Annotated in this window: 16 protein-coding genes and 1 riboswitch; of the genes, 11 read left to right on the plus strand and 5 right to left on the minus strand. The window is 46.7% G+C overall.

Going from position 1 to position 19,338, the window contains the following annotated elements:
• Positions 1 to 4: 4 nt before the first annotated feature.
• The 3 genes from J2Z66_RS31715 to J2Z66_RS31725 form a co-directional block, all read right to left on the minus strand.
• A complete protein-coding gene (locus J2Z66_RS31715) occupies positions 5 to 475 on the minus strand; it encodes a C40 family peptidase (RefSeq protein ID WP_209976778.1) in 471 nt (156 codons plus the stop codon).
• 3 nt (positions 476 to 478) lie between these two features.
• A riboswitch (cyclic di-AMP (ydaO/yuaA leader) is annotated at positions 479 to 618 on the minus strand.
• Positions 619 to 767: 149 nt separating this feature from the next.
• The gene (locus tag J2Z66_RS31720) at positions 768 to 1,592 is read right to left on the minus strand and encodes a hypothetical protein (RefSeq protein WP_209976779.1); all 825 of its coding nucleotides are present in this window, start codon (positions 1,590 to 1,592) and stop codon (positions 768 to 770) included.
• A gap of 25 nt (positions 1,593 to 1,617) precedes the next feature.
• Complete coding sequence (locus J2Z66_RS31725) at positions 1,618 to 3,606, minus strand: M1 family metallopeptidase (protein WP_376774525.1); 1,989 nt, start codon at positions 3,604 to 3,606, stop codon at positions 1,618 to 1,620.
• A gap of 196 nt (positions 3,607 to 3,802) precedes the next feature.
• Here J2Z66_RS31725 and J2Z66_RS31730 point away from each other — a divergent pair, with 196 nt between their 5' ends.
• Positions 3,803 to 4,294 carry a YwhD family protein gene (locus J2Z66_RS31730; RefSeq protein WP_209976780.1) on the plus strand — a complete coding sequence of 164 codons (492 nt, stop codon included), beginning with the start codon at positions 3,803 to 3,805 and terminating at the stop codon, positions 4,292 to 4,294.
• Positions 4,295 to 4,491: 197 nt separating this feature from the next.
• A complete protein-coding gene (locus tag J2Z66_RS31735) occupies positions 4,492 to 4,932 on the plus strand; it encodes an Rpn family recombination-promoting nuclease/putative transposase (protein WP_312894863.1) in 441 nt (146 codons plus the stop codon).
• A gap of 126 nt (positions 4,933 to 5,058) precedes the next feature.
• Here the strand turns inward: J2Z66_RS31735 and J2Z66_RS31740 are convergent, their stop codons facing one another.
• The gene (locus tag J2Z66_RS31740; protein ID WP_209976782.1) at positions 5,059 to 7,152 is read right to left on the minus strand and encodes a transglycosylase domain-containing protein; all 2,094 of its coding nucleotides are present in this window, start codon (positions 7,150 to 7,152) and stop codon (positions 5,059 to 5,061) included.
• A gap of 203 nt (positions 7,153 to 7,355) precedes the next feature.
• On the opposite strand from J2Z66_RS31740, the gene speE reads away from it, so the two are divergent.
• The 3 genes from speE (at position 7,356) to argS (ending at position 11,051) form a co-directional block, all read left to right on the plus strand.
• A complete protein-coding gene (gene speE, locus J2Z66_RS31745) occupies positions 7,356 to 8,183 on the plus strand; it encodes a polyamine aminopropyltransferase (RefSeq protein WP_209976783.1) in 828 nt (275 codons plus the stop codon).
• Positions 8,184 to 8,956: 773 nt separating this feature from the next.
• On the plus strand, positions 8,957 to 9,373 hold the full coding sequence (locus J2Z66_RS31750; RefSeq protein WP_209976784.1) for a YwiB family protein: 417 nt from the start codon (positions 8,957 to 8,959) through the stop codon (positions 9,371 to 9,373).
• 4 nt (positions 9,374 to 9,377) lie between these two features.
• Positions 9,378 to 11,051, plus strand: a complete 1,674-nt coding sequence (argS, locus tag J2Z66_RS31755) for an arginine--tRNA ligase (RefSeq protein WP_209976785.1) — start codon at positions 9,378 to 9,380, stop codon at positions 11,049 to 11,051.
• Positions 11,052 to 11,110: 59 nt separating this feature from the next.
• On the opposite strand, the gene J2Z66_RS31760 is transcribed toward argS, so the two are convergent.
• Positions 11,111 to 12,274: a S8 family peptidase gene (locus J2Z66_RS31760; RefSeq protein ID WP_209976786.1), complete on the minus strand. Its 1,164-nt coding sequence runs from the start codon at positions 12,272 to 12,274 to the stop codon at positions 11,111 to 11,113.
• Between the two features lie 339 nt (positions 12,275 to 12,613).
• Here J2Z66_RS31760 and rpoE point away from each other — a divergent pair, with 339 nt between their 5' ends.
• From rpoE to rho, 6 genes are all read left to right on the plus strand, one after another.
• Positions 12,614 to 13,189, plus strand: coding sequence for a DNA-directed RNA polymerase subunit delta (gene rpoE, locus J2Z66_RS31765; RefSeq protein WP_209976787.1), 576 nt, complete (start codon positions 12,614 to 12,616; stop codon positions 13,187 to 13,189).
• A 203-nt stretch (positions 13,190 to 13,392) separates the two neighbouring features.
• Complete coding sequence (gene pyrG, locus J2Z66_RS31770; RefSeq protein ID WP_209976788.1) at positions 13,393 to 15,006, plus strand: CTP synthase; 1,614 nt, start codon at positions 13,393 to 13,395, stop codon at positions 15,004 to 15,006.
• A gap of 149 nt (positions 15,007 to 15,155) precedes the next feature.
• The gene (locus tag J2Z66_RS31775; protein WP_209976789.1) at positions 15,156 to 15,548 is read left to right on the plus strand and encodes a response regulator; all 393 of its coding nucleotides are present in this window, start codon (positions 15,156 to 15,158) and stop codon (positions 15,546 to 15,548) included.
• 139 nt (positions 15,549 to 15,687) lie between these two features.
• Positions 15,688 to 16,542, plus strand: a complete 855-nt coding sequence (gene fba / locus J2Z66_RS31780) for a class II fructose-1,6-bisphosphate aldolase (protein ID WP_209976790.1) — start codon at positions 15,688 to 15,690, stop codon at positions 16,540 to 16,542.
• A gap of 101 nt (positions 16,543 to 16,643) precedes the next feature.
• Entirely contained in the window at positions 16,644 to 17,906 is a 1,263-nt protein-coding gene (gene murA / locus J2Z66_RS31785) for a UDP-N-acetylglucosamine 1-carboxyvinyltransferase (RefSeq protein ID WP_209976810.1), read from the plus strand.
• 78 nt (positions 17,907 to 17,984) lie between these two features.
• Positions 17,985 to 19,325, plus strand: coding sequence for a transcription termination factor Rho (gene rho / locus J2Z66_RS31790; RefSeq protein WP_209976791.1), 1,341 nt, complete (start codon positions 17,985 to 17,987; stop codon positions 19,323 to 19,325).
• The last annotated feature ends 13 nt before the right edge of the window (positions 19,326 to 19,338 follow it).

Genomic DNA, 19,338 nt, shown 5'->3' on the forward strand with positions numbered 1-19,338 from the left:
CTTCTTACTTGGATTCAGCTGTTAATCGATCATAGCTCTTATCATCCAGAATACGGCTGGCCGTTATGTAGCGCTTGGCGTAGTAGGATTCGGACAGCTTGCTCTTAATTACACCGTCATCCGTAGAGGAGTGAATGAAAACACCGTCTCCAAGATAAATACCGACGTGGGATATCCCGCTGCCACCGGTGTCAAAAAATACAAGATCCCCGGCACGAAGCTCTGACTTCGCTACCTTGTCTCCCTCTTGACTTTGTGCTTTGGAGCTGTGGGGAAGGTTGAAACCAAGTTGGTCAAATACATAGGAGGTAAAACCGGAGCAGTCGAATCCGCTTTTTGTGGTACCGGCCCATTTGTATTTAATACCAATTAAATCCTCTGCCGTTTTTTCTAGCTTCGACTGCGCAAATGCGCTGCCGATGGCAAAACTGAAAAACAAAAATAAGCTTAATCCAAGAACAATAACCTTTTTCAACAGCTTGACTCCTTCCAATGCCTACGAGGTTAGCTGAAGGGTTCGGTTGAAGGTTTCCCTATGATCCGTATATTGCGAGATCAATTCACCCAGAGTGGTTCCCCCGTTTCCCGGTATGAGCGGGAACTCGGCAAAGCGTGTGGTATTTTATTCCTAGGACTAGGTATTCTAGTTATGAAACCGTATTCCTGCTTATAACCGAACAAAAATTAAAAAAAATTAAAAAAGTTCGGAAAATAGACACAAAAAAGACCTTCTCCATGGAGAAAGCCTCTAGAATTGAGTATTTTAGTTAATGAGGGAGATTTTCTTTTTCTGCATAAAGCTGAAATTGGGCAGCAATATTCCAAATCTGCATAAATATTTTTAATAAAGGATACAATTGGTAGATCAAAAGTGCTGCAAATCCTGCCCATATATAGGTAGCTGTAATCATAGTCCCGGCCAAAAGTCCCGATAGCAGCAGCATTAAAAGGGCTGTGAATACAATCAACCAGCTGTAGCGGAGAAAAATGGGCAGGGAGGTAAGGAGCGGAACGCGGCTCGCCCGGGCAAACTGGATATACATAAAGAGCAGGCGAACCCCATAGCTGTAGCAGGCAATGCCGATCAACCAGGGCAATATGGCAGTAAGAGCGGATGGATAGGAGCCGTGAGTGGACCAAAGGGACTGAATTTTAGGAAACAGCCAAATGACTGGGAGCATAGTTGCAGCTAATTGCAGGATATAGTAGAGCAAATAGGGAAGGGCGAGCTCACGGATTCCCTTGAAAAAGCGGTAACCGGCATGAAGCTGGTCATGTGTCAAGGAATAATAAATGCCTGCATTCAGCAGTGGGGTAAAGAGCATTCGAATGATCAGGAGAATGACCAGCCAAGAGACGTAGGAATGAAGCAGATCTGTTTTCAGCAATTGAAACTGGCCTTCCATCAGGAAGAGCTCCATGGCCGCTCTCGGTTGATTGGCATCTGGATACCGGTGCATAAGCGGCACCAGTACGGATTGAACCAGCTTATATAGGATCATGCCCCAGACGGCTTGATAGAGGAACATCATAATAACAGCAAAGGGCTGCTGCAGAGCCATAGTAAAGCCTTTTCTGAAATAGCGAGTCATTGCAATCCTCCTTCCAGCGCATACTTTACCATGCAACCCAACCGATTAGAGACTTCAGCAGCTCCACACTGCCGAGGTTAAGCCGCACCTTCCATTTGGGATCCACCGTTGTCCTCATATAATTGTTGATATGCTTATTTTCCAGCACCAGGGTATAAGCCGGATCGATCTTCACCCAATCCAGCGGAACTGTGTGGGTAAGCTTGTATTCAATGCTAGCTTCCACGCCATCCCAGCTCTTATCCAGCATCGTGCCATCTGCAAAGCGGAAGTGTATCGGCACAGTAGTCGAGGTCCCGCCCCGCCTGGATATAAATACGGTGCTCTCATATTGTTTTGTTCCGTTAAGGACCACTTGCTTCGTCCGGATAACATCAACAGAGAAATCGACCATCATTTTCCCATACACATATTGGGTGAAAAATTCGTCCCATTTCTTTTTTGTAACTTCCTCAAGTGTATTCTGAAAGTCCTTGGTTGTAGGGTGCTTGAATTTCCAGCGCTGAAAATAAGTTCGCATCACGCGGTTCATCTGTTCGGGACCAACTTGGCGTTCAATATCTTTGAGCACCAGCTTGGCTCTGGTATACACATTGTCGGCGTATTCTCCATGATTTTTGTAATGCCAGGCATTAAGCTGCAGTGCATTGGGAGAGGTGATATAGCTGGCCTCCACCGGCAAGTTAGGGAGTACTCCAAACACCGATTCCATAACCTTGTCTTCTGCATAGGAGGTAAAGCCTTCGTCCAGCCATGCTTCCTCGAACTCATTAGAGGCTACCATTCCATACCAGAACTGATGACCGATTTCATGTACGATTACCCGCTCCAGTTCAAGATCCGGGGTTTCGTCGCCGGCTCCCCACGAGGTGATGAGCGTAGGATATTCCATGCCTCCGGCTCCATTGCCTCCTTCCGGGGGCACGACGATGGATAATGTTGAGTAGGGATAGCTGCCGTACCACTGGCTGTAGCGGGCGAGGGCTTTTTTGGCAGCGTACATGTAGCGGCTTTTTAATTCCTTGTGCTGAGGATCCAGATAAAGCTTGATTTTAACTCCCGGAATATTTGCGGTTGAATAAGGCTCTTCTACATATATAAAGTTGGGAGATGCGGACCATGCAAAATCATGTACGTCATCCGCATAGAAGTGATAGGTTTTATCCTTGCCGTTGTCAGAAGGCGGCTTGATCGGAAATCCGGTAGCAGCAACAATATAGCTGGAGGGCACTTTGATCTTGACATCGAAAATGCCAAAATCGGCATAAAACTCAGAGTTGCCATGATATTGATGCAGATTCCAGCCTTCGGCAGCCCTTCCCCGGGTTCCAGTAGGCTCGTACACAGCAACTTTGGGAAACCATTGACCTGCCATTACGAAATCACCTACATAACCCATTCTGGCGAAAACCTCTGGAAGCTTGACGATAAATTGGGTTTTGATCGTGATTTTGTGACTTGGGTTCACTGGCTGGGGGAGAGACAGCTTGATCAGAGTCCGGTCCTCCTTGTTCCCATCGTCAGGTTGGACATACGAGATTCGCTGACTTAGATCATCATCGTCAAGCGATTTAATGGAAAGAAGCTCCATGCCGCCAAAGCTGCCCGCTGTGGCCTTGTCCTGGCGCAGCTTTCCGTCTGACTCCTGCATAAATGTCGTTTTCTTTGATGCAAACGCATTGGGATACATATGCAGATATAGCTCTTGCACGGGTTGGGTCCCCGGGTTTTTCCAGGTGATAATCTGCTCACCCTTCAGTTCTTTGGAATCTGGAAGGTATTCCACATTCATGTGGTATTCCACGATTCGATTGCTAAATACTTCATGTGTTGGAGTCACTGGAGTGTAATCTGGCTGCATGTCCTGAACGGGGGCATACGGCTCCTCAAGAAAGACGGGTGCTGTCAGATTATCGCGCTGAGGAAGGAGCGACTGGAAGAATGACATCGTGAAGGTGATAGTCAAAAGAACGAGTATCCACTGTACGCTGCGTTGCATTAACATTGTTTTCATCATTTTCACCCCGTTGACAAGCATCTACAGCATGTATATGTAGGCTTGACCAAGAATATTTCCGGGAGAGGAAAAAGAAATTTGCAGCAAAGCAGAAATGACAAGACTTTTAGGTAAAGTTCTAGTAAAATATTTGTACGTAGAGCGATATAGCTACATCAATTCCAATATTTACTTAAGTTAGGAAGGTGCCGAAATGGATTCAGATAAAAAGAAGCTAGCTTTAAATATTGTCAGCTCCAAGGTTAATCATAAGGGCTTCGGCGCTGGGGCCATCGATCTGAGTAATGTGTCCAGCATCATCATCGACGGGAATGAGGCTTACCTGGATATGGGGGCGCTGCATGCCAAAAGTGAAATAGAGAAAAGAATCAAATTCTCTACTAATAAAGATGACGTGCCTAACGGGCGCCGCTGCTGGATCGTGTGGGTAGCAATTGACCGTAATGAGGAAGGCTCCTATTATGCAGGAGTGACAGCTTGTGAAATGCTGGTGGATACGGAAGCAAGACGCGGGTGGAAGCTGCTGGCCGACCATGTTAACAAAATGGACTATGCCATGAAGCGCCGTATCGTACTGGAGGGCTTGGATGAAGCCGAGAAGGCAGCCCTTAAAAACCAATTGATCACACATAATGAAGAATGGTGGAACCGCTCGGACGACAGCTTGAAGGCCGCTCTTTCCTAGCAAGCTAAATTATGGAGAATATGTGTCAAACATTGTGACCCTAAACGGAACCGAGTATACTATACTCTAGTGTATGTTACACCATATACTAGGACAGCAAAAAGGCAGACTAAGGCGCGCTTAGTTCTGCCTTTTTGTGTTGTGTTTTTACATAATCCCAGGTTTCTTTAATGGTCGATAAAAGTTATAATTAAACCATCAGGGAACCATGGAAATCGGGAGAAGCTAACCCTCGTGAAGACCGGATGGTGAGATGGCTGTTAATGCTTGAAGCGGCCAATCATGAGGCGATATTAGAGGAATTGGAGGACATTGCGATGAAAGAAGATCCAGTGCTGAAGGAAGCCTTTGAAAAATGGGATGAGCTAAGCCAGGACCCCAACACAATGTTTGCCTATGAAATGAGACGTAAGCAAGTTTTCGATGAGCATGCAAAGGTACGTGAAGCAGAGATTCGGATGCAAAGAGCAGAGGCGAAGGCCTTGGCCGAAGGAACTGCTAGAGGAATGGATGAAGGCAAGGCCGAAATAATCCGGGCCATGCTGCGTAATAATTTGAAGCTTGAACAGATATCTGAAATAACAGGTTTGTCGGTAGCTGAGATTGAGAGCCTCGATAAAACATTAAGGGATAAATAATATGCTCGAGATTAGCAAGCTCACACAGGATTTCAGGATGATTAGCAAAGAACCGTCAGATATGTCTGACGGTTCTTTGCTGATTCGCCGCGCACACTAGAAGCAGCGGTGCTGCTAGGTCTTATGCTAGTCGTTCCACCAGCGTTTCAAATCTTCCCACCATGTGCCGTTTTTACCTGTTGGAGCCAGTTCATTGGTCTTGCTCTCTTCGACCGGAGCACGTTTTTCCGTGCAGTAGGTTGTAGGTTCGGAGCCAGAAATGAAAGCTTCTATGCGCGAATTTGGGCAATCCTCGTTAGAAAGCTTGCCGCTAATAGGGTCAATGTAGACGTTGACCACACCCTCCGGTAATTGGAACAGCTTAGGAGGTATGGCTGATAACGCCTGCTCTGTAAATTCTGCAAAGATAGGTGCTGCGAGATGGGACTCTACAGTGCTAATATTTTTATCTTTATCGTAACCTACCCATACCGCTGTGGACAGCTCAGGTGTAAATCCTACCATCCAGGCATCTGTGTTAGTCGTACCTGTTTTGCCAGCGATTGGGCGCTTAATTGTTTTTGCTACTCGACTGGCAGTGCCTCCATTCTCGAAAACACTCTCCATCAGGCTGGTCAGCACATAAGCAGGAGCGGGGTCAACGACCTTCACCAGCTGTGGCTGTGCTTGATAAAGCACATTTCCGAGCGAGTCTTCAATGCGTTCTATCGCCGTGGCTTCTGCATGGATACCTTGATTGGCAATAACGCCGAAGGCTGAAGCCATTTCAAGCGGACTAACGGGATACGTACCAAGGGCCAAGGAAGGCAGTGGCTTCATAGAGCTTCCTGTTATGCCCATCTGGTGTGCCAATTCGATAACTTTCTCCGGACCTACATCCAAAATGGTATGGACAGCATAAATGTTGTCTGAACGGGCAATGGCACTGCGCATATCCATAAGGTCATTCGTATATTGGTCGCCGAAATTGCTTGGCATATAGGATTGTCGGCCATTATCGTAAGTAAAAACAGTAGGTTCGCTCTTGTAGCGCGTTACTGGCGTAAAGCCCTGCTGCAGCGCAGCCAAATACATAATCGGCTTAAAGGATGATCCCGGCTGTCTGGTATTAGACAAAACACGGTTGAACTGATTTTCCGCATATTCCTTGCCACCCACCATCGCTTTGATCGCCCCGGTTCTTGGATCTATAGCAATCAGCGCTGCTTGCAGCTCACTGTAAGGAGCCAACTGCTTACGGACTACTTCCTCGGCAATTTTTTGCGTCTTCAAATCCAGCGTGGTATAAACCTTGATCCCGCCTTGATCGAACTGCTCCTCTGTAATGCCCAGTTGTTCTATAGCAATGGAACGGACATAATCGCGGAAATAAGGAGCGACCGCAGGCTTTTTCTTCGAGAGCGGTTGAATCACCAGCTTCTCCTTGGCTGCCTCTGACGCTTCTTTCTGCGTGATTAAGCCGCTATCCACCATAGTCTGCAGAACAGTTTTCTGACGGTCTAGAGAGCTTTGCAGATCATAGTAAGGGGAGTAATAGCGAGGTCCCTTGGGGACTCCCGCCAAAAGGGCGCTTTCTGCCAAAGTCAGCTCACTGGCATGCTTGCCAAAAAACAGCTCAGAAGCCGTCTCGATCCCATAGGTAGAATGACCGTAATAGATTTGATTCAAATAGCTCTCCAGAATCTGATCCTTGCTCATTTGCATTTCCAACTGAACCGCATAGAGTGTTTCTTTGATTTTCCGCGACCAGGTTTTGTCATGGTTCAAATAAAGGTTGCGGGCGAGCTGCTGCGTAATCGTACCGGCGCCCTGCACCTTGGCCATGTGTTGAATATTGACTATCGCGGCCCGGGCCACGCCTTTGAAATCCACGCCGAGGTGCTCGTAGAAATTCCGATCTTCAACCGAGAGCGTAGCTTTTATTAAAAAAGGGGATATATCTTTGAGCGGTACCATTTGACGATTTTGCCCGGCGTACATGGAATCGATCCATTCGCCATGTGCATCATAGATCTGTGATGTTTGCAGCATTTTAGTAACAGGCAGTGCTTGGGCGCGAAGGTAAAGTAAGGTAAGGAGGGCACCAGCCCCGATAATTACAAAAGCAGTAATAGTAAAGGAGAGCCATTTCTTCACACGGCGCAGAAAACGAATGGAGGGTACTTCCTCCTTGCCTTTGGATGAGCGTGACGGCGCCGGCTGCTGCTTGATATCAGACATAGCTAAACCTCCTTTCTATATAAAGCTCCTACTCTCCAGTATGGAAAAGGTTAGGAGTTGCTATTCATCGGAAGCGGGCAAAATATAATTTTTTTTTAAATTACCCGCAAAAGAGCTGATGATTCTTGCATTTTGGGGGTAATCTACTATAATACAGGTAGTCATGCAGTTAATGCATATCAAGAACGAAAAGAGGGATGAAGATGGAATTATGGTACACAGAAAAGCAAACCGAGAGCTTCGGTATAACCGCTAAAATTAAAGAAACCTTTGTGAGAGAGCAGACCGATTTTCAAGATCTCGCTATGATCGATACAGTGGAATGGGGCCCGATGCTGGTTCTAGATGGCATGGTAATGACAACAGTCAGAGATGAATTTGTATATCACGAAATGGTAGCACATCCTGCGCTTGTTACTCATCCGAACCCCCGTCATGTGCTTGTAGTTGGCGGAGGAGACGGTGGTGTGATCCGCGAGGTGCTGAAGCATCCTCAGGTAGAGAAAGCAGTATTGGTAGAAATCGACGGCAAGGTGATCGAATACTCGAAGAAATACCTTCCGGAAATCGCAGGAGAGCTTGATAATCCGCGTGTGCAGGTGATTGTGAATGATGGCTATATGCATATCCACGACCACAAAAACACCTACGACGTTATCATGGTTGATTCCACTGAGCCCGTAGGTCCAGCAGTTGAGCTCTTTTCCAAAGGCTTCTACCAAGGCATTTATGATGCGCTAAAAGAGGACGGGATTTTCGTAGCGCAAACTGATAATCCTTGGTTTAAAGCGGACCTGATCCAAACGGTAAACCGTGATGTAAAAGAAATCTTCCCGATCGTGCGTGTATATTGCGCGAACATCCCTACTTATCCAAGCGGTCTCTGGACCTTTACCTTGGGTAGTAAAGTGCATGACCCTCTACAGGTGGAGGAAGCTTCAATTCCTGAATTTCCAACCAAATACTACACACCACGCTTGCATAAAGCGGCATTCGCACTGCCTAAATTTGTCGAAGATCTGGTGAAATAAAATCAGATTCAGGTTGGAAAAACCCGACCTTCTACAGCCGTTGTCGCTTGGAATGAAGCGGGGGCGGCTTTTTTCTGAATTCACTGGAAAGTATAACCTCTAAGGACTCAGCAAGGCGTTTTTCTTGAGATATAAGAAATTTTAAGTACTTTACAGTGCATAAAAGAGGGGATCCCCTTTCTACTGAACTAACTGAACTAAAGATTAAGTTTTAAGGGATGAGCATACCCCGAAGCAGCCCATCCTCCGCTGAAATGGGCGTGTACTCCAATATGCTCCACTTAACGATGTTTTTCATCGTTAAAGTAAGGATGTGGAGCGGACCTTATGCTTTTAACGATGAAAATCATCGTTAAAGTAGCAGCTCCTCTCGGTTGTGCGCGCTGGCGCGCCGTTTTTCAATCCCAGCGCCTCAGCCCGCTATGAAATTTCCTCTAATCAAGAGAAAAACCCTTGCTGACTGTCCGTTTGAGCTTGGTGTTTGTGCGATTGTAGCTAGAGAGAGGGAAGGGGGGTGGGTGGAAGAGCGGAAGCGTCTGCCTTTAAAGATTTGTTTCTACCTCCTCATCTATACCATTCAAAGGAACAAATCTTTAACAGCGGCTGGAGCCCATAGCCATTCCCTCCGTAACGCACCAACGCCATGAACACGCTCATCAAAGGACGCCAGAAGGCGTTTTTCTTGTGGCAATTAATGGCGGATATTGGTGAAAAAAGCGGAAAGCTTGGATTGAATTCGGAGACTGTATATTATACACTAGGGGACATGAATCATGGTAATGACACCGAAGCAGAGAGTGCACATCCGGATTGAGAGCCAACAGGCGGAAGAGCAGACGGTACAGCTTGCCGAGGGTGAGCTTTATCCGAAGGGGGATCATGCATATATCCGCTATGAAGAAGCTGATTCCGGGCTTGGCCAAACCTTTACGATACTGAAGCTGGAGCCGGATCAAATTCGCATTATCCGTCAAGGGAATGTGAAATCGGAGCAAACGTTTGTCCGTGGTGAGAAGCGGATAGGCTTCTATGAGACGGTTCAAGGGAAGCTGGAGCTTGAAATGCATACACGGGACTTAACCGCTGAGCTTATACAGGGGATCGGATGGGCGGCATGGAGCTATGACTTATATGTACAAGGTGAGCACGCAGGATTGTATACAATAAAACTTTGGATTCGGGAGGAGTGAGCAAATGGATGTTTTGAATCAAGTTAAGGCTGGTCTTAAAGAAGCGATTCAAGAAGCTGTAGTTGCAGCCGGCATTGTGGAAGCATCACAGCTTCCTGAAATTGTGATTGAAGTGCCTAAGGAAAAGACACACGGAGATTTCGCCAGCAACATCGCTATGCAGTTGACACGGATTGCCAAGCAAAATCCAAGACTGATTGCCGAACAAGTAATCGCCCACCTGCAGAAGGAGAAAGCTTACATAGCGGAAGCAGAAATTGCCGGTCCAGGCTTTATCAATTTCAAAATGAATCGGAGCTATCTCTATGACATCATTGCGGAAGTAATGAGCAAGGGAGATCGATATGGCGAAGTTAATGTGGGACAAGGAAAAAGGGTTCAAGTGGAATTCGTAAGCGCGAATCCGACGGGATCCCTGCATTTGGGACATGCCCGTGGAGCTGCTGTGGGAGATGTGCTCTGCAACGTGCTTGACCTGGCCGGTTATGAGGTGACTAGAGAATATTATATCAATGACGCCGGCAATCAGGTGATAAACCTTGCCAGATCCATTGAAGCACGCTATTTGCAGGCACTTGGCCAAGCTGTTGACATGCCTGAGGACGGATATCATGGTGAGGATATCAAAGGCTTTGCGGCCGAACTGGTAGAGCAGGAGGGTGATCGTCTTGCTGCGCTTCCGCGGGAGGAGCGTCTTGATTATTTCCGCGTTTACGGATTGGAGAAAGAACTGGATAAAATTAAACGCGACCTTGGGCGGTTTGGCGTTAAGTTCGATCAATGGTTCTCGGAAACCTCTATTTATGAGAATGGACTTATTCCACATGTACTGGCTGAGTTAAAGCAGCAGGGACATATCTTCGAAGAAGAAGGAGCTACGTGGCTGCGCACGACTCCATTCGGAGATGATAAGGAACGTGTCCTTATTAAGAACGATGGTTCGTTTACTTATTTAACACCGGATATCGCCTATCATCGTGATAAGTATCAACGCGGCTACGATCAGATGATCAACATTTGGGGAGCGGACCACCACGGCTATATCGCACGGATGAAAGCCGCGATGTCTGCACTTGGCTACGATGCTGGCAAGCTTACCGTGCTGGTTGCGCAAATGGTCAGCCTGTTCCAGGACGGGGAAAAGGTGAAGATGTCCAAACGGACCGGTAAAGCGGTCACGATGGAAGAGCTGATGGATGAGGTAGGCGTCGATCCGATTCGCTATTTCTTCACGATGCGGAGCATGGATTCGCATCTTGATTTCGATATGGACCTTGCAGTATCCCAGTCCAATGAGAATCCGGTGTTTTATGTGCAGTATGCGCATGCGCGGATCTGCAGCATTTTCCGTCAAGCCGAAGAGCAGGGCGTGGCGCTGCAGCAGCTTTCGGAGATTGATCTCTCCATGCTGTCTGCTGAAGCTGAGCTTGATCTCCTGCGCAAGATGGGTGAGCTTCCTGAGGAGATCACCATCGCCGCCGAGCAGTATGCGCCGCACCGTCTCATCCGCTATGTGTACGAACTGGCCAGCCAGTTCCATAGCTATTACAAAGCCGAGCGCGTCATCACAGACGACGCGCAGCAAACCCAGGCGCGCCTCGCACTCCTCGGCGCGCTGCGCATCACCATAGCCAGCGTGCTCCGCCTCGTTGGCGTGACTGCGCCGGAGCGGATGTAAGCTAAATCCGCCGGCAAAAAATAGAAGGCCCGGACAAGCAAGACCGTTCGGGCCTTCTTTTAGTCCAGTGCGCTAAGCGCCCGCCGGGCATTGATTTGCCCGGCCTGCCACCGCACTGTGCGGGTTTTGCTGAGCGAGATGGAGCTGCGCTTCAGGATGTTCTTGATCTGCAGCGGCCGGAGGCCTGGCTTGATAGCCAGCATCAGCGCAATGACGCCGCTGACATGGGCGGTAGCCATCGAGGTGCCGCTCAGCTCGTTGTATTTGCCGTGCAGCCAGGAGGAATAAATGCGGTCTCCTGGTGCGTATATATCAATTCGGCTGCCCCTGTTGCTGAAGGGGGCGATTTTGCTGCTTCTTGTCGTCGCTCCGACAGAGACGACCTGGGTGAAGCGGGCCGGATAGTCGATCGATGCTTTATGGCCGTCGTTTCCTGACGAAGCGACAATAATTTTGCCTGCATGGTAGGCATTAAGCACTGCATATTCCAGAGACTTATTATAGGTTTTCATGCCGAAGCTCATGTTAATAATGTCCAGATCATTGTGTACACACCAATCAATTCCGGCAATGATATCGGAAACATATGCGCTGCCGTTATGGTCAAAGGCTTTGACTGGATGGATAATCGCTCTTGGAGCTACGCCAACAATGCCTCCATTGCTGCTGGCAGCAGCAATCGTGCCTGCGATATGGGTGCCATGTCCATTATCATCAAACGGCAGCAAGTTGCGGTTGATCAGATTTATGCCGCGCGAAATAGCTTGACTAAGGTCAGGGTGATTATAATCGATACCTGTATCTATTACACCTATGCTGACTCGGCTGCCTACAGATTTATTCCACGTTTGAGGTGCCATGATCTGGTCGACACCCCAAGGGATGATTTGTGAGCGGCCCGGTGTATCGTTCTTGATCGAGGCCCGATGCTTTTTTTTTTCAGGCAGTCCATGGACCTTAATTTTGATATCCTCTTCAAAGTAGACAGGTAAGGAGCCTTGTCTGAGTAAGGCGTCCGATTTAAGGGAGCAGGAGAAGGCATGAATAATATTAAGATCACGTATTTTGGAGAGGTGGGTAAGGGAGGGCTTTAAACGCTTCAGATGAGCCCGGCAGTTGCGGTAATCTTTTGCAGTTCTGAAATGAATGATGTGTTTTCTGGATGTTCCTTGCGATTTACCGATTTCCTCATGCAGCATATGAAGAAAATGAATCATGTCCATAAATTCCAAGCCCCCCTTGCAAGCGAAGAATTGAATCTAAGTATCCTATGTACAGGTCATCCTGTTTGATCGTGTTATCGCCTTTTTCTAAATAATTAGTTGCTAAGCCGTGACCGAACTGCCTTAGGCTTCATAGGATGAAGAGAGAGGCAGGGTGTGCGTCTCTTGCTCAACACAAGGAAATGAGGGTTCATTTCCCGAGGATACAGTCGCAAGCGAGGGGGGACCTTCGCTTGTTTCCTTTTGCCGCAAACCGGAGAAATAGTGGGGAGTTGCAATTTTAGAAAAAATAGGTTTTACTTATACATAGTGATAACGGTTGAAGGGATGTGTCTTTAGATGGCTGGCGATTATACACTCAAAATCACTGCAGAAAAGGCTAAAGAAATGCCGATGGTGGATTTGGCTTTCGAATTATTAAAGGCGGTGAATACACCGTTCTATTACAGGGACCTGATGACCGAAATTGCGAAGATTAAGGGGTTATCCGAGCAGGAAGTTATGCAGGTAATCGCCCAATTATATACGGAGATTAACATCGACGGAAGATTTGCTTGCGTAGGCACCAATCTCTGGGGATTGAAGCGGTGGTATCCGGTTGAGAAATCCGAGGATGCTGTTGGCAACGCCAAACGTCCGCGCATTATTAACGATGAAGACGATGATCTTGACGAAGAGGATATTTTTGCCGAAGAGGAAGAAGACTATGGAAACTTCGATGCTGAGCCTGATGAGTTTGAGGCTGAGGAAGAAGTGGAAGAGGACGCCGAGTTCTTTGAGGACGAAGAAATTGAAGGCGAAGACCTGGGCGATGCAACCATTGATGAAGATGCAGACGACGATTCTGAAGATGATTTGGAAGATGATTCCGAATTCGATGATGCAGACGACGAGGATGAATTAGCTGACAAATAACTGGTCTTGACAGCCTGCTGCAGTTCAGAGTAAACTATTGCATGGGCTTTAAAAGAACTTAACAATTTCGCGATCGCGTTCAAAAAGTGCCCCGTCAGTACGGGTGTCACTTTTTTTGTTTTTTTGCAGTTCCGCTTCGCTGAAGCAGGGGCTGTGCTATGCCGCTTATTTAAGCAAAAATTCATAGGAGGATGGGCTACATAATGACTAAATACATTTTCGTAACTGGAGGAGTCGTATCTTCCCTTGGCAAAGGAATTACAGCGGCATCTTTAGGAAGGCTTCTCAAAAATAGGGGTCTTAAGGTAACCATTCAGAAATTCGACCCTTACATTAATGTCGATCCGGGAACGATGAGTCCCTATCAACACGGAGAAGTATTCGTTACCGACGACGGAGCCGAAACGGACCTTGATTTAGGCCATTACGAGCGGTTCATCGATATCAATCTTTCCAAGAGCTCGAATGTGACTACAGGTAAAATATATTCATCGGTCATCACCAAGGAAAGAAGAGGCGAATACTTGGGCGGTACAGTTCAAGTTATTCCTCATATTACCAATGAGATCAAAGACCGGGTCATTCGTGCGGGGCGTGAAGCACAATCGGACGTAGTCATTACGGAGATTGGCGGTACCGTGGGTGATATCGAGAGCTTGCCTTTCCTCGAAGCGATACGTCAGATGAAGAATGATATCGGACGGGATAATGTGATGTACATTCATGTTACCTTGATCCCTTATATAAAAGCAGCCGGTGAGGTCAAGACGAAGCCAACTCAGCACAGCGTGAAGGAACTTCGCAGCCTTGGTATTCAGCCTCATGTCATTGTTTGCCGGACGGAATATTCCCTGACTGAGGAAATGAAGCGTAAAATTGCACTGTTCTGCGATATTGATGCGGCTGCTGTAATTGAATGCAGGGATGCGGAAACCCTCTATGAAGTGCCGATGATGCTTCGTGATCAAGGTCTGGATTCGTTTGTGGTGAACCACCTTAAGCTTTCGACGAATGAGCCGGATATGACTGAATGGGAAAGCATGGTAAGCAGGGTTAAGCAGCTTAAGCAAACAACAGAGATTGCTATTGTAGGTAAATACGTGGCTCTGCATGATGCTTATTTAAGTATTGTTGAGGCTCTGGGACATGCCGGTATTGTTAATGATTCGGAAATTAGCATTCGTTGGGTTAATGCAGAGGAAATATACGATCATAACGTTCATGAGCTGCTGAAAGGTGTACAGGGAATACTGGTGCCTGGCGGCTTCGGTGACAGGGGAATTGAAGGCAAGGTTACAGCCATTCGCTATGCCCGTGAGCAGAAAGTTCCGTTTTTCGGAATTTGTTTAGGTATGCAGGTAGCTGTTGTGGAGTACGCCCGTTCTGTAGCTATGCTGGAGGAGGCAAACAGCTCAGAAATCAATCCGACTACTGCTTATCCGGTCATTGATCTGCTGCCAGAGCAAAAGGATATCGAGAATCTGGGCGGTACGATGCGTTTGGGGCTTTATCCTTGTAAGCTTGTTTCTGATTCTTTGGCAGCGCGCTGCTACAATGAAGAACTGGTTTATGAGAGACACCGTCACCGGTACGAATTCAACAACCAATACCGTGACATCATAGAATCTGCAGGATTGCTTATTTCAGGTACGTCTCCTGATGGCAGACTAGTTGAAATGATTGAGCTTCCTGGACATCCCTGGTTTTTGGCAGTACAGTTCCATCCTGAGTTCTCCTCGAGACCGAATCGGCCGCAGCCTTTGTTCCGCGAGTTCGTCAGAGCGTCGATGGAGACGAGTAAAGAAACATTATTGTAGAGCCTGGCAAAAAAAACAACATTTTTTGTAAATCTCTTCAATTTCTGCTTACCACTCAGAAGGAAATCGATCATGGATAGCGAATTTATATCTCTCAGAGAATTCGACAGATCGTTTTTAATGTGAGCTGGAAGGGAGATTAGGATGAAATGAAAAAGAAAATTTTAATTGTGGATGATCAAAATGGTATTCGAGTCTTGCTTATGGAAGTATTTGGTAACGAAGGCTATGACACTTACCAGGCTTCCAATGGAAAGCTGGCACTTGAAATCGTAAGAAAATCTTCACCCGATCTAGTTCTTCTGGATATGAAAATTCCTGGTATGGACGGATTGGATATATTAAAGCATGTGAAGGCGATTGATTCCAAGATTAAAGTCATTATGATGACTGCGTACGGAGAGCTCGATATGATCAAGGAAGCAACCGATCTGGGGGCCATCATGCACTTTACAAAGCCTTTTGACATCGATGAGCTCAGAATAGCCGTTAATATGCAGCTTAATAACGAATCTAGCAGCGGATTTGCTGTAGGATCCTAAATTAGGATCTTTTTTTATGGCCATTTGCCGCAAATGAGGCAGGCTTGGTTATCATTTGAATGGTTATGTGATATAATAGCCCAGTGTGACTTTGAATGGGATATTATTTTACCTATAAAGAAAATTTGGAGGGAAAATCATGCCACTAGTTTCAATGAATGAGTTTTTGCCTAAAGCAAAAGCCAATAAATTTGCTGTAGGTCAATTTAATATGAACAATTTGGAATTTGCTCAAGCGATAATGGAAGCTGCAATAGAGCTTAAATCCCCATTTATTTACGGAGTTAGTGAAGGGGCGCTTAAATATATGGGTATTGAATTTACAGTTGCGATTGCAGAAGCTGCCGCTAAGAAATCCGGCTTGCCGATTGCCTTGCATCTGGATCACGGAAGTTCATTCGAGGTCGCTATGAAATGTATCCGTGCCGGGTTCAGTTCGGTTATGTTTGACGGCTCCCATCATTCTTATGAAGACAATATCCGCCTGACCAAAGAAGTAGTGAAGGCCGCTCGGGCTATGGGCGTTTCTGTAGAAGGCGAGCTTGGAACCATCGGTGGTGTTGAAGATGACATCAGTGTGGATGAAGAGAATGCCAACTTGGCCAAGCCTGAAGAAGCAATCCGCTTCTATGAGGAAACTGGCGTTGATTGTTTGGCCATAGCTGTAGGTACTGCGCATGGCATGTATGCTGGCGAACCTAACATTCATTTTGATATTATCGAACAGGTTACCAAGGCTATTCCAGTTCCAGTCGTGCTGCATGGCGGATCCGGTGTTCCTGATGAGATGATTTTCAAAGCAATTCAAGCCGGTGTAGCCAAGATCAATGTAAACACTGAGAATCAGGTAGCTTGTACGGAAGCGATCCGTGAAGCGTTAAATAAAGACAGCAAGGTCTACGATCCTCGCAAATATCTCACCCCAGCCCGCAAAGCCATGGTCGATGTCGTTAAATCCAAAATTCAATTATTCGGAAGCAGCAATCAAGCTTAATTTTAGTTTCAATAGATTTTATGGGAAATGCATGCTTATTTATGCGTTTCCCTCTTCTGTTTATTAGATTTGTACCTGATTTAGGGGGAAACGGATACATGTTGGAAAAATTAATGATCGCAGGCGGTCGTCCGCTGCGGGGGACGGTGCAAATTAGCGGAGCTAAGAATAGCGCTGTCGCTCTAATACCTGCAGCTATTCTTGCTGAAACTACGGTGACTTTGGACAATCTGCCCCATCTTAGTGATGTGGCTATATATACAGAAATTTTAACGGATCTTGGCGCTTCGATTGAGTGGAGCGGAGACCAGATGGTGATTGATCCCAGCCGTATGAAGTCGATACCTATGCCTAATGGCAAAGTGAAAAAGCTGAGAGCTTCCTATTATTTAATGGGGGCGCTATTAGGTAGATTTGGAGAGGCGACGATCGGACTTCCGGGTGGCTGTAATTTTGAACCCCGGCCGATTGATTTGCATATCAAGGGATTTGAAGCACTGGGTGCAGAAGTCAGCAATGAGAATGGGGCTTTACGGATTCGTGCCAAACAGCGGCTCCGCGGCGCCAAAATATATTTGGACATGGTCAGTGTTGGTGCTACGATCAATATCATGCTGGCAGCAGCGAGGGCCAAGGGATCTACACTTATTGAAAATGCGGCTAAAGAGCCTGAAATTATAGATGTTGCTACATTGCTTAATGCTATGGGTGCCAAAATTATTGGGGCTGGTACAGAGACCATTCGTATAGAAGGGGTTGATTCCCTTCATGGCTGCAGACATTCCATTATTCCTGACCGTATTCAGGCAGGTACTTATATGATTGCCGCTGCAGCTACTCGTGGAGATGTGATTGTAGATAATGTGATACCTAAGCATATGGAAGCCGTTACGGCCAAGCTCCAGGAGATGGGCGTACATATCTATGAGATGGATGAATCCATTCGCGTAGTTGGACAACCGGAATATGAGAGTGTGGATGTCAAGGCTTTGGTGTACCCGGGCTTCGCAACAGATCTGCAATCGCCAATGGCAAGCTTGTTATGCCAAGCGAGAGGTGTCAGCATATTGACGGATTATGTATATAGCAATCGCTTCAAGCATATTCCCGAATTAGTACGTATGGGTGCCAAGATGAAGGTAGAGGGCCGTTCGGCCATTATCGAAGGCTCCTTTCTAAGCTCTGCCAAAGTGAAAGCTACGGATCTTCGGGCAGGCGCTTCCCTCGTTATCGCTGGTCTTAGTGTTGCCTTTGGAGGCGTTACCGAAGTGACCGGCGTTGAGTTTATTGATAGAGGCTACGAGAATTTGGTTACGAACCTTTCAGCTTTAGGAGCTGAGGTTTGGCGTGAACGTGAGGAATAAACTTGCGCAGATAAGGTAATGATAGCTACTATATTTCCAAGATCAATGAAAAATTTAATAGTTTGGTGGTAGAAATAAATGAGCATGCAACTTGCTGAGCTTGAAGAACAAAAGCTTACAGAACTATACAAGCTGGCCAAAAAGCATCAGATTCCTTATTATGGACAGCTAAAGAAACGAGAACTTATTTTTGCTATATTACGAGCCCAGGCCGCTGAAAGCGGACTAATGTTTATGGAAGGCGTCCTGGAAATTCTCCAAGAGGGCTTTGGCTTCCTGAGGCCTATTAATTACTTGCCGAGTACGGAGGATATTTATATTTCTGCATCGCAGATCCGTAAGTTTGACCTTCGCTCTGGTGATTTGGTTTCAGGCAAGTGCCGGCCTCCTAAGGAGAATGAACGTTATTTTGGGCTGCTTCAGGTAGAAGCTGTGAACGGAGAGAAGCCGGAAACCGCTTCTGAAAGACTCCATTTTCCGGCACTGACACCTCTTTATCCGCAAACCAGAGTGATTCTGGAGACATCCCCCACGAAGCTTTCCACCCGCATTATGGATTTGCTTGCTCCTGTTGGTCTAGGGCAGCGTGGTTTGATTGTAGCTCCTCCCAAAGCCGGAAAAACTCTACTGCTTAAAGAAATAGCAAATAGTATTTCAACCAATTATCCGGAAATTGAATTATTTGTTCTGCTTATTGATGAAAGACCTGAGGAAGTAACGGATATGCAGCGTTCGGTTAAGGGAGAGGTCGTTGCCTCTACCTTCGATGAGCTGCCTGAGAATCACATTAAAGTAGCGGAGCTTGTGCTGGAACGTGCTATGCGGCTTGTTGAGCATAAGAAAGATGTAGTCATACTATTAGATAGCATAACACGTTTGGCCCGAGCCTATAATCTGGTAGTACCACCATCCGGACGCACACTTTCCGGTGGTATCGATCCTGCGGCTTTCCATAGACCTAAGCGTTTTTTTGGTGCTGCCCGTAACATTGAAGAGGGTGGCAGCCTGACCATTCTGGCCTCGGCGCTGGTGGAGACAGGATCTCGTATGGACGATGTCATTTATGAAGAATTTAAAGGTACAGGTAATTTGGAGCTTCATTTGGATCGCAAGCTGGCTGAACGCAGAACGTTCCCTGCTATTGATATCCGGAGATCCGGAACACGTAGGGAAGAAGCTCTTCTTTCCAAGGGTGATCTTGAGAAAATTTGGGCGATGCGCAAAGGGATGAATGATTCGTACGAATATACGGAAGCATTTATTAAAAAGCTGGCAGATACCAAGACCAATCAAGAGTTCCTTGACTCCTTGAATGTTCCAGCTAATGGAAACGGAAGCGGAAGCGGAAGCAGCAATGTGAGTGGAAGCGGGAACGGAAGTGGAACGAACAAAGGGAAAGTGAAAAATTCCGCATCGTAACAAGAAGGAGTAT

It is taken from the genome of Paenibacillus eucommiae, assembly GCF_017874215.1.
Classification (GTDB): Bacteria; Bacillota; Bacilli; order Paenibacillales; family NBRC-103111; genus Paenibacillus_AI; species Paenibacillus_AI eucommiae.

Coding starts and splice junctions, on each gene's coding strand:
- speE (WP_209976783.1), top strand. CDS start 7,356: ATGGAATTATGGTACACAGAAAAGCAAACCGAGAGCTTCGGTATAACC.
- J2Z66_RS31730 (WP_209976780.1), top strand. CDS start 3,803: ATGGATTCAGATAAAAAGAAGCTAGCTTTAAATATTGTCAGCTCCAAG.
- J2Z66_RS31725 (WP_376774525.1), bottom strand. CDS start 3,606: ATGAAAACAATGTTAATGCAACGCAGCGTACAGTGGATACTCGTTCTT.
- rpoE (WP_209976787.1), top strand. CDS start 12,614: ATGGCTGGCGATTATACACTCAAAATCACTGCAGAAAAGGCTAAAGAA.
- J2Z66_RS31775 (WP_209976789.1), top strand. CDS start 15,156: ATGAAAAAGAAAATTTTAATTGTGGATGATCAAAATGGTATTCGAGTC.
- J2Z66_RS31750 (WP_209976784.1), top strand. CDS start 8,957: ATGGTAATGACACCGAAGCAGAGAGTGCACATCCGGATTGAGAGCCAA.
- J2Z66_RS31740 (WP_209976782.1), bottom strand. CDS start 7,152: ATGTCTGATATCAAGCAGCAGCCGGCGCCGTCACGCTCATCCAAAGGC.
- rho (WP_209976791.1), top strand. CDS start 17,985: ATGAGCATGCAACTTGCTGAGCTTGAAGAACAAAAGCTTACAGAACTA.
- J2Z66_RS31760 (WP_209976786.1), bottom strand. CDS start 12,274: ATGGACATGATTCATTTTCTTCATATGCTGCATGAGGAAATCGGTAAA.
- argS (WP_209976785.1), top strand. CDS start 9,378: ATGGATGTTTTGAATCAAGTTAAGGCTGGTCTTAAAGAAGCGATTCAA.
- fba (WP_209976790.1), top strand. CDS start 15,688: ATGCCACTAGTTTCAATGAATGAGTTTTTGCCTAAAGCAAAAGCCAAT.
- pyrG (WP_209976788.1), top strand. CDS start 13,393: ATGACTAAATACATTTTCGTAACTGGAGGAGTCGTATCTTCCCTTGGC.
- J2Z66_RS31720 (WP_209976779.1), bottom strand. CDS start 1,592: ATGACTCGCTATTTCAGAAAAGGCTTTACTATGGCTCTGCAGCAGCCC.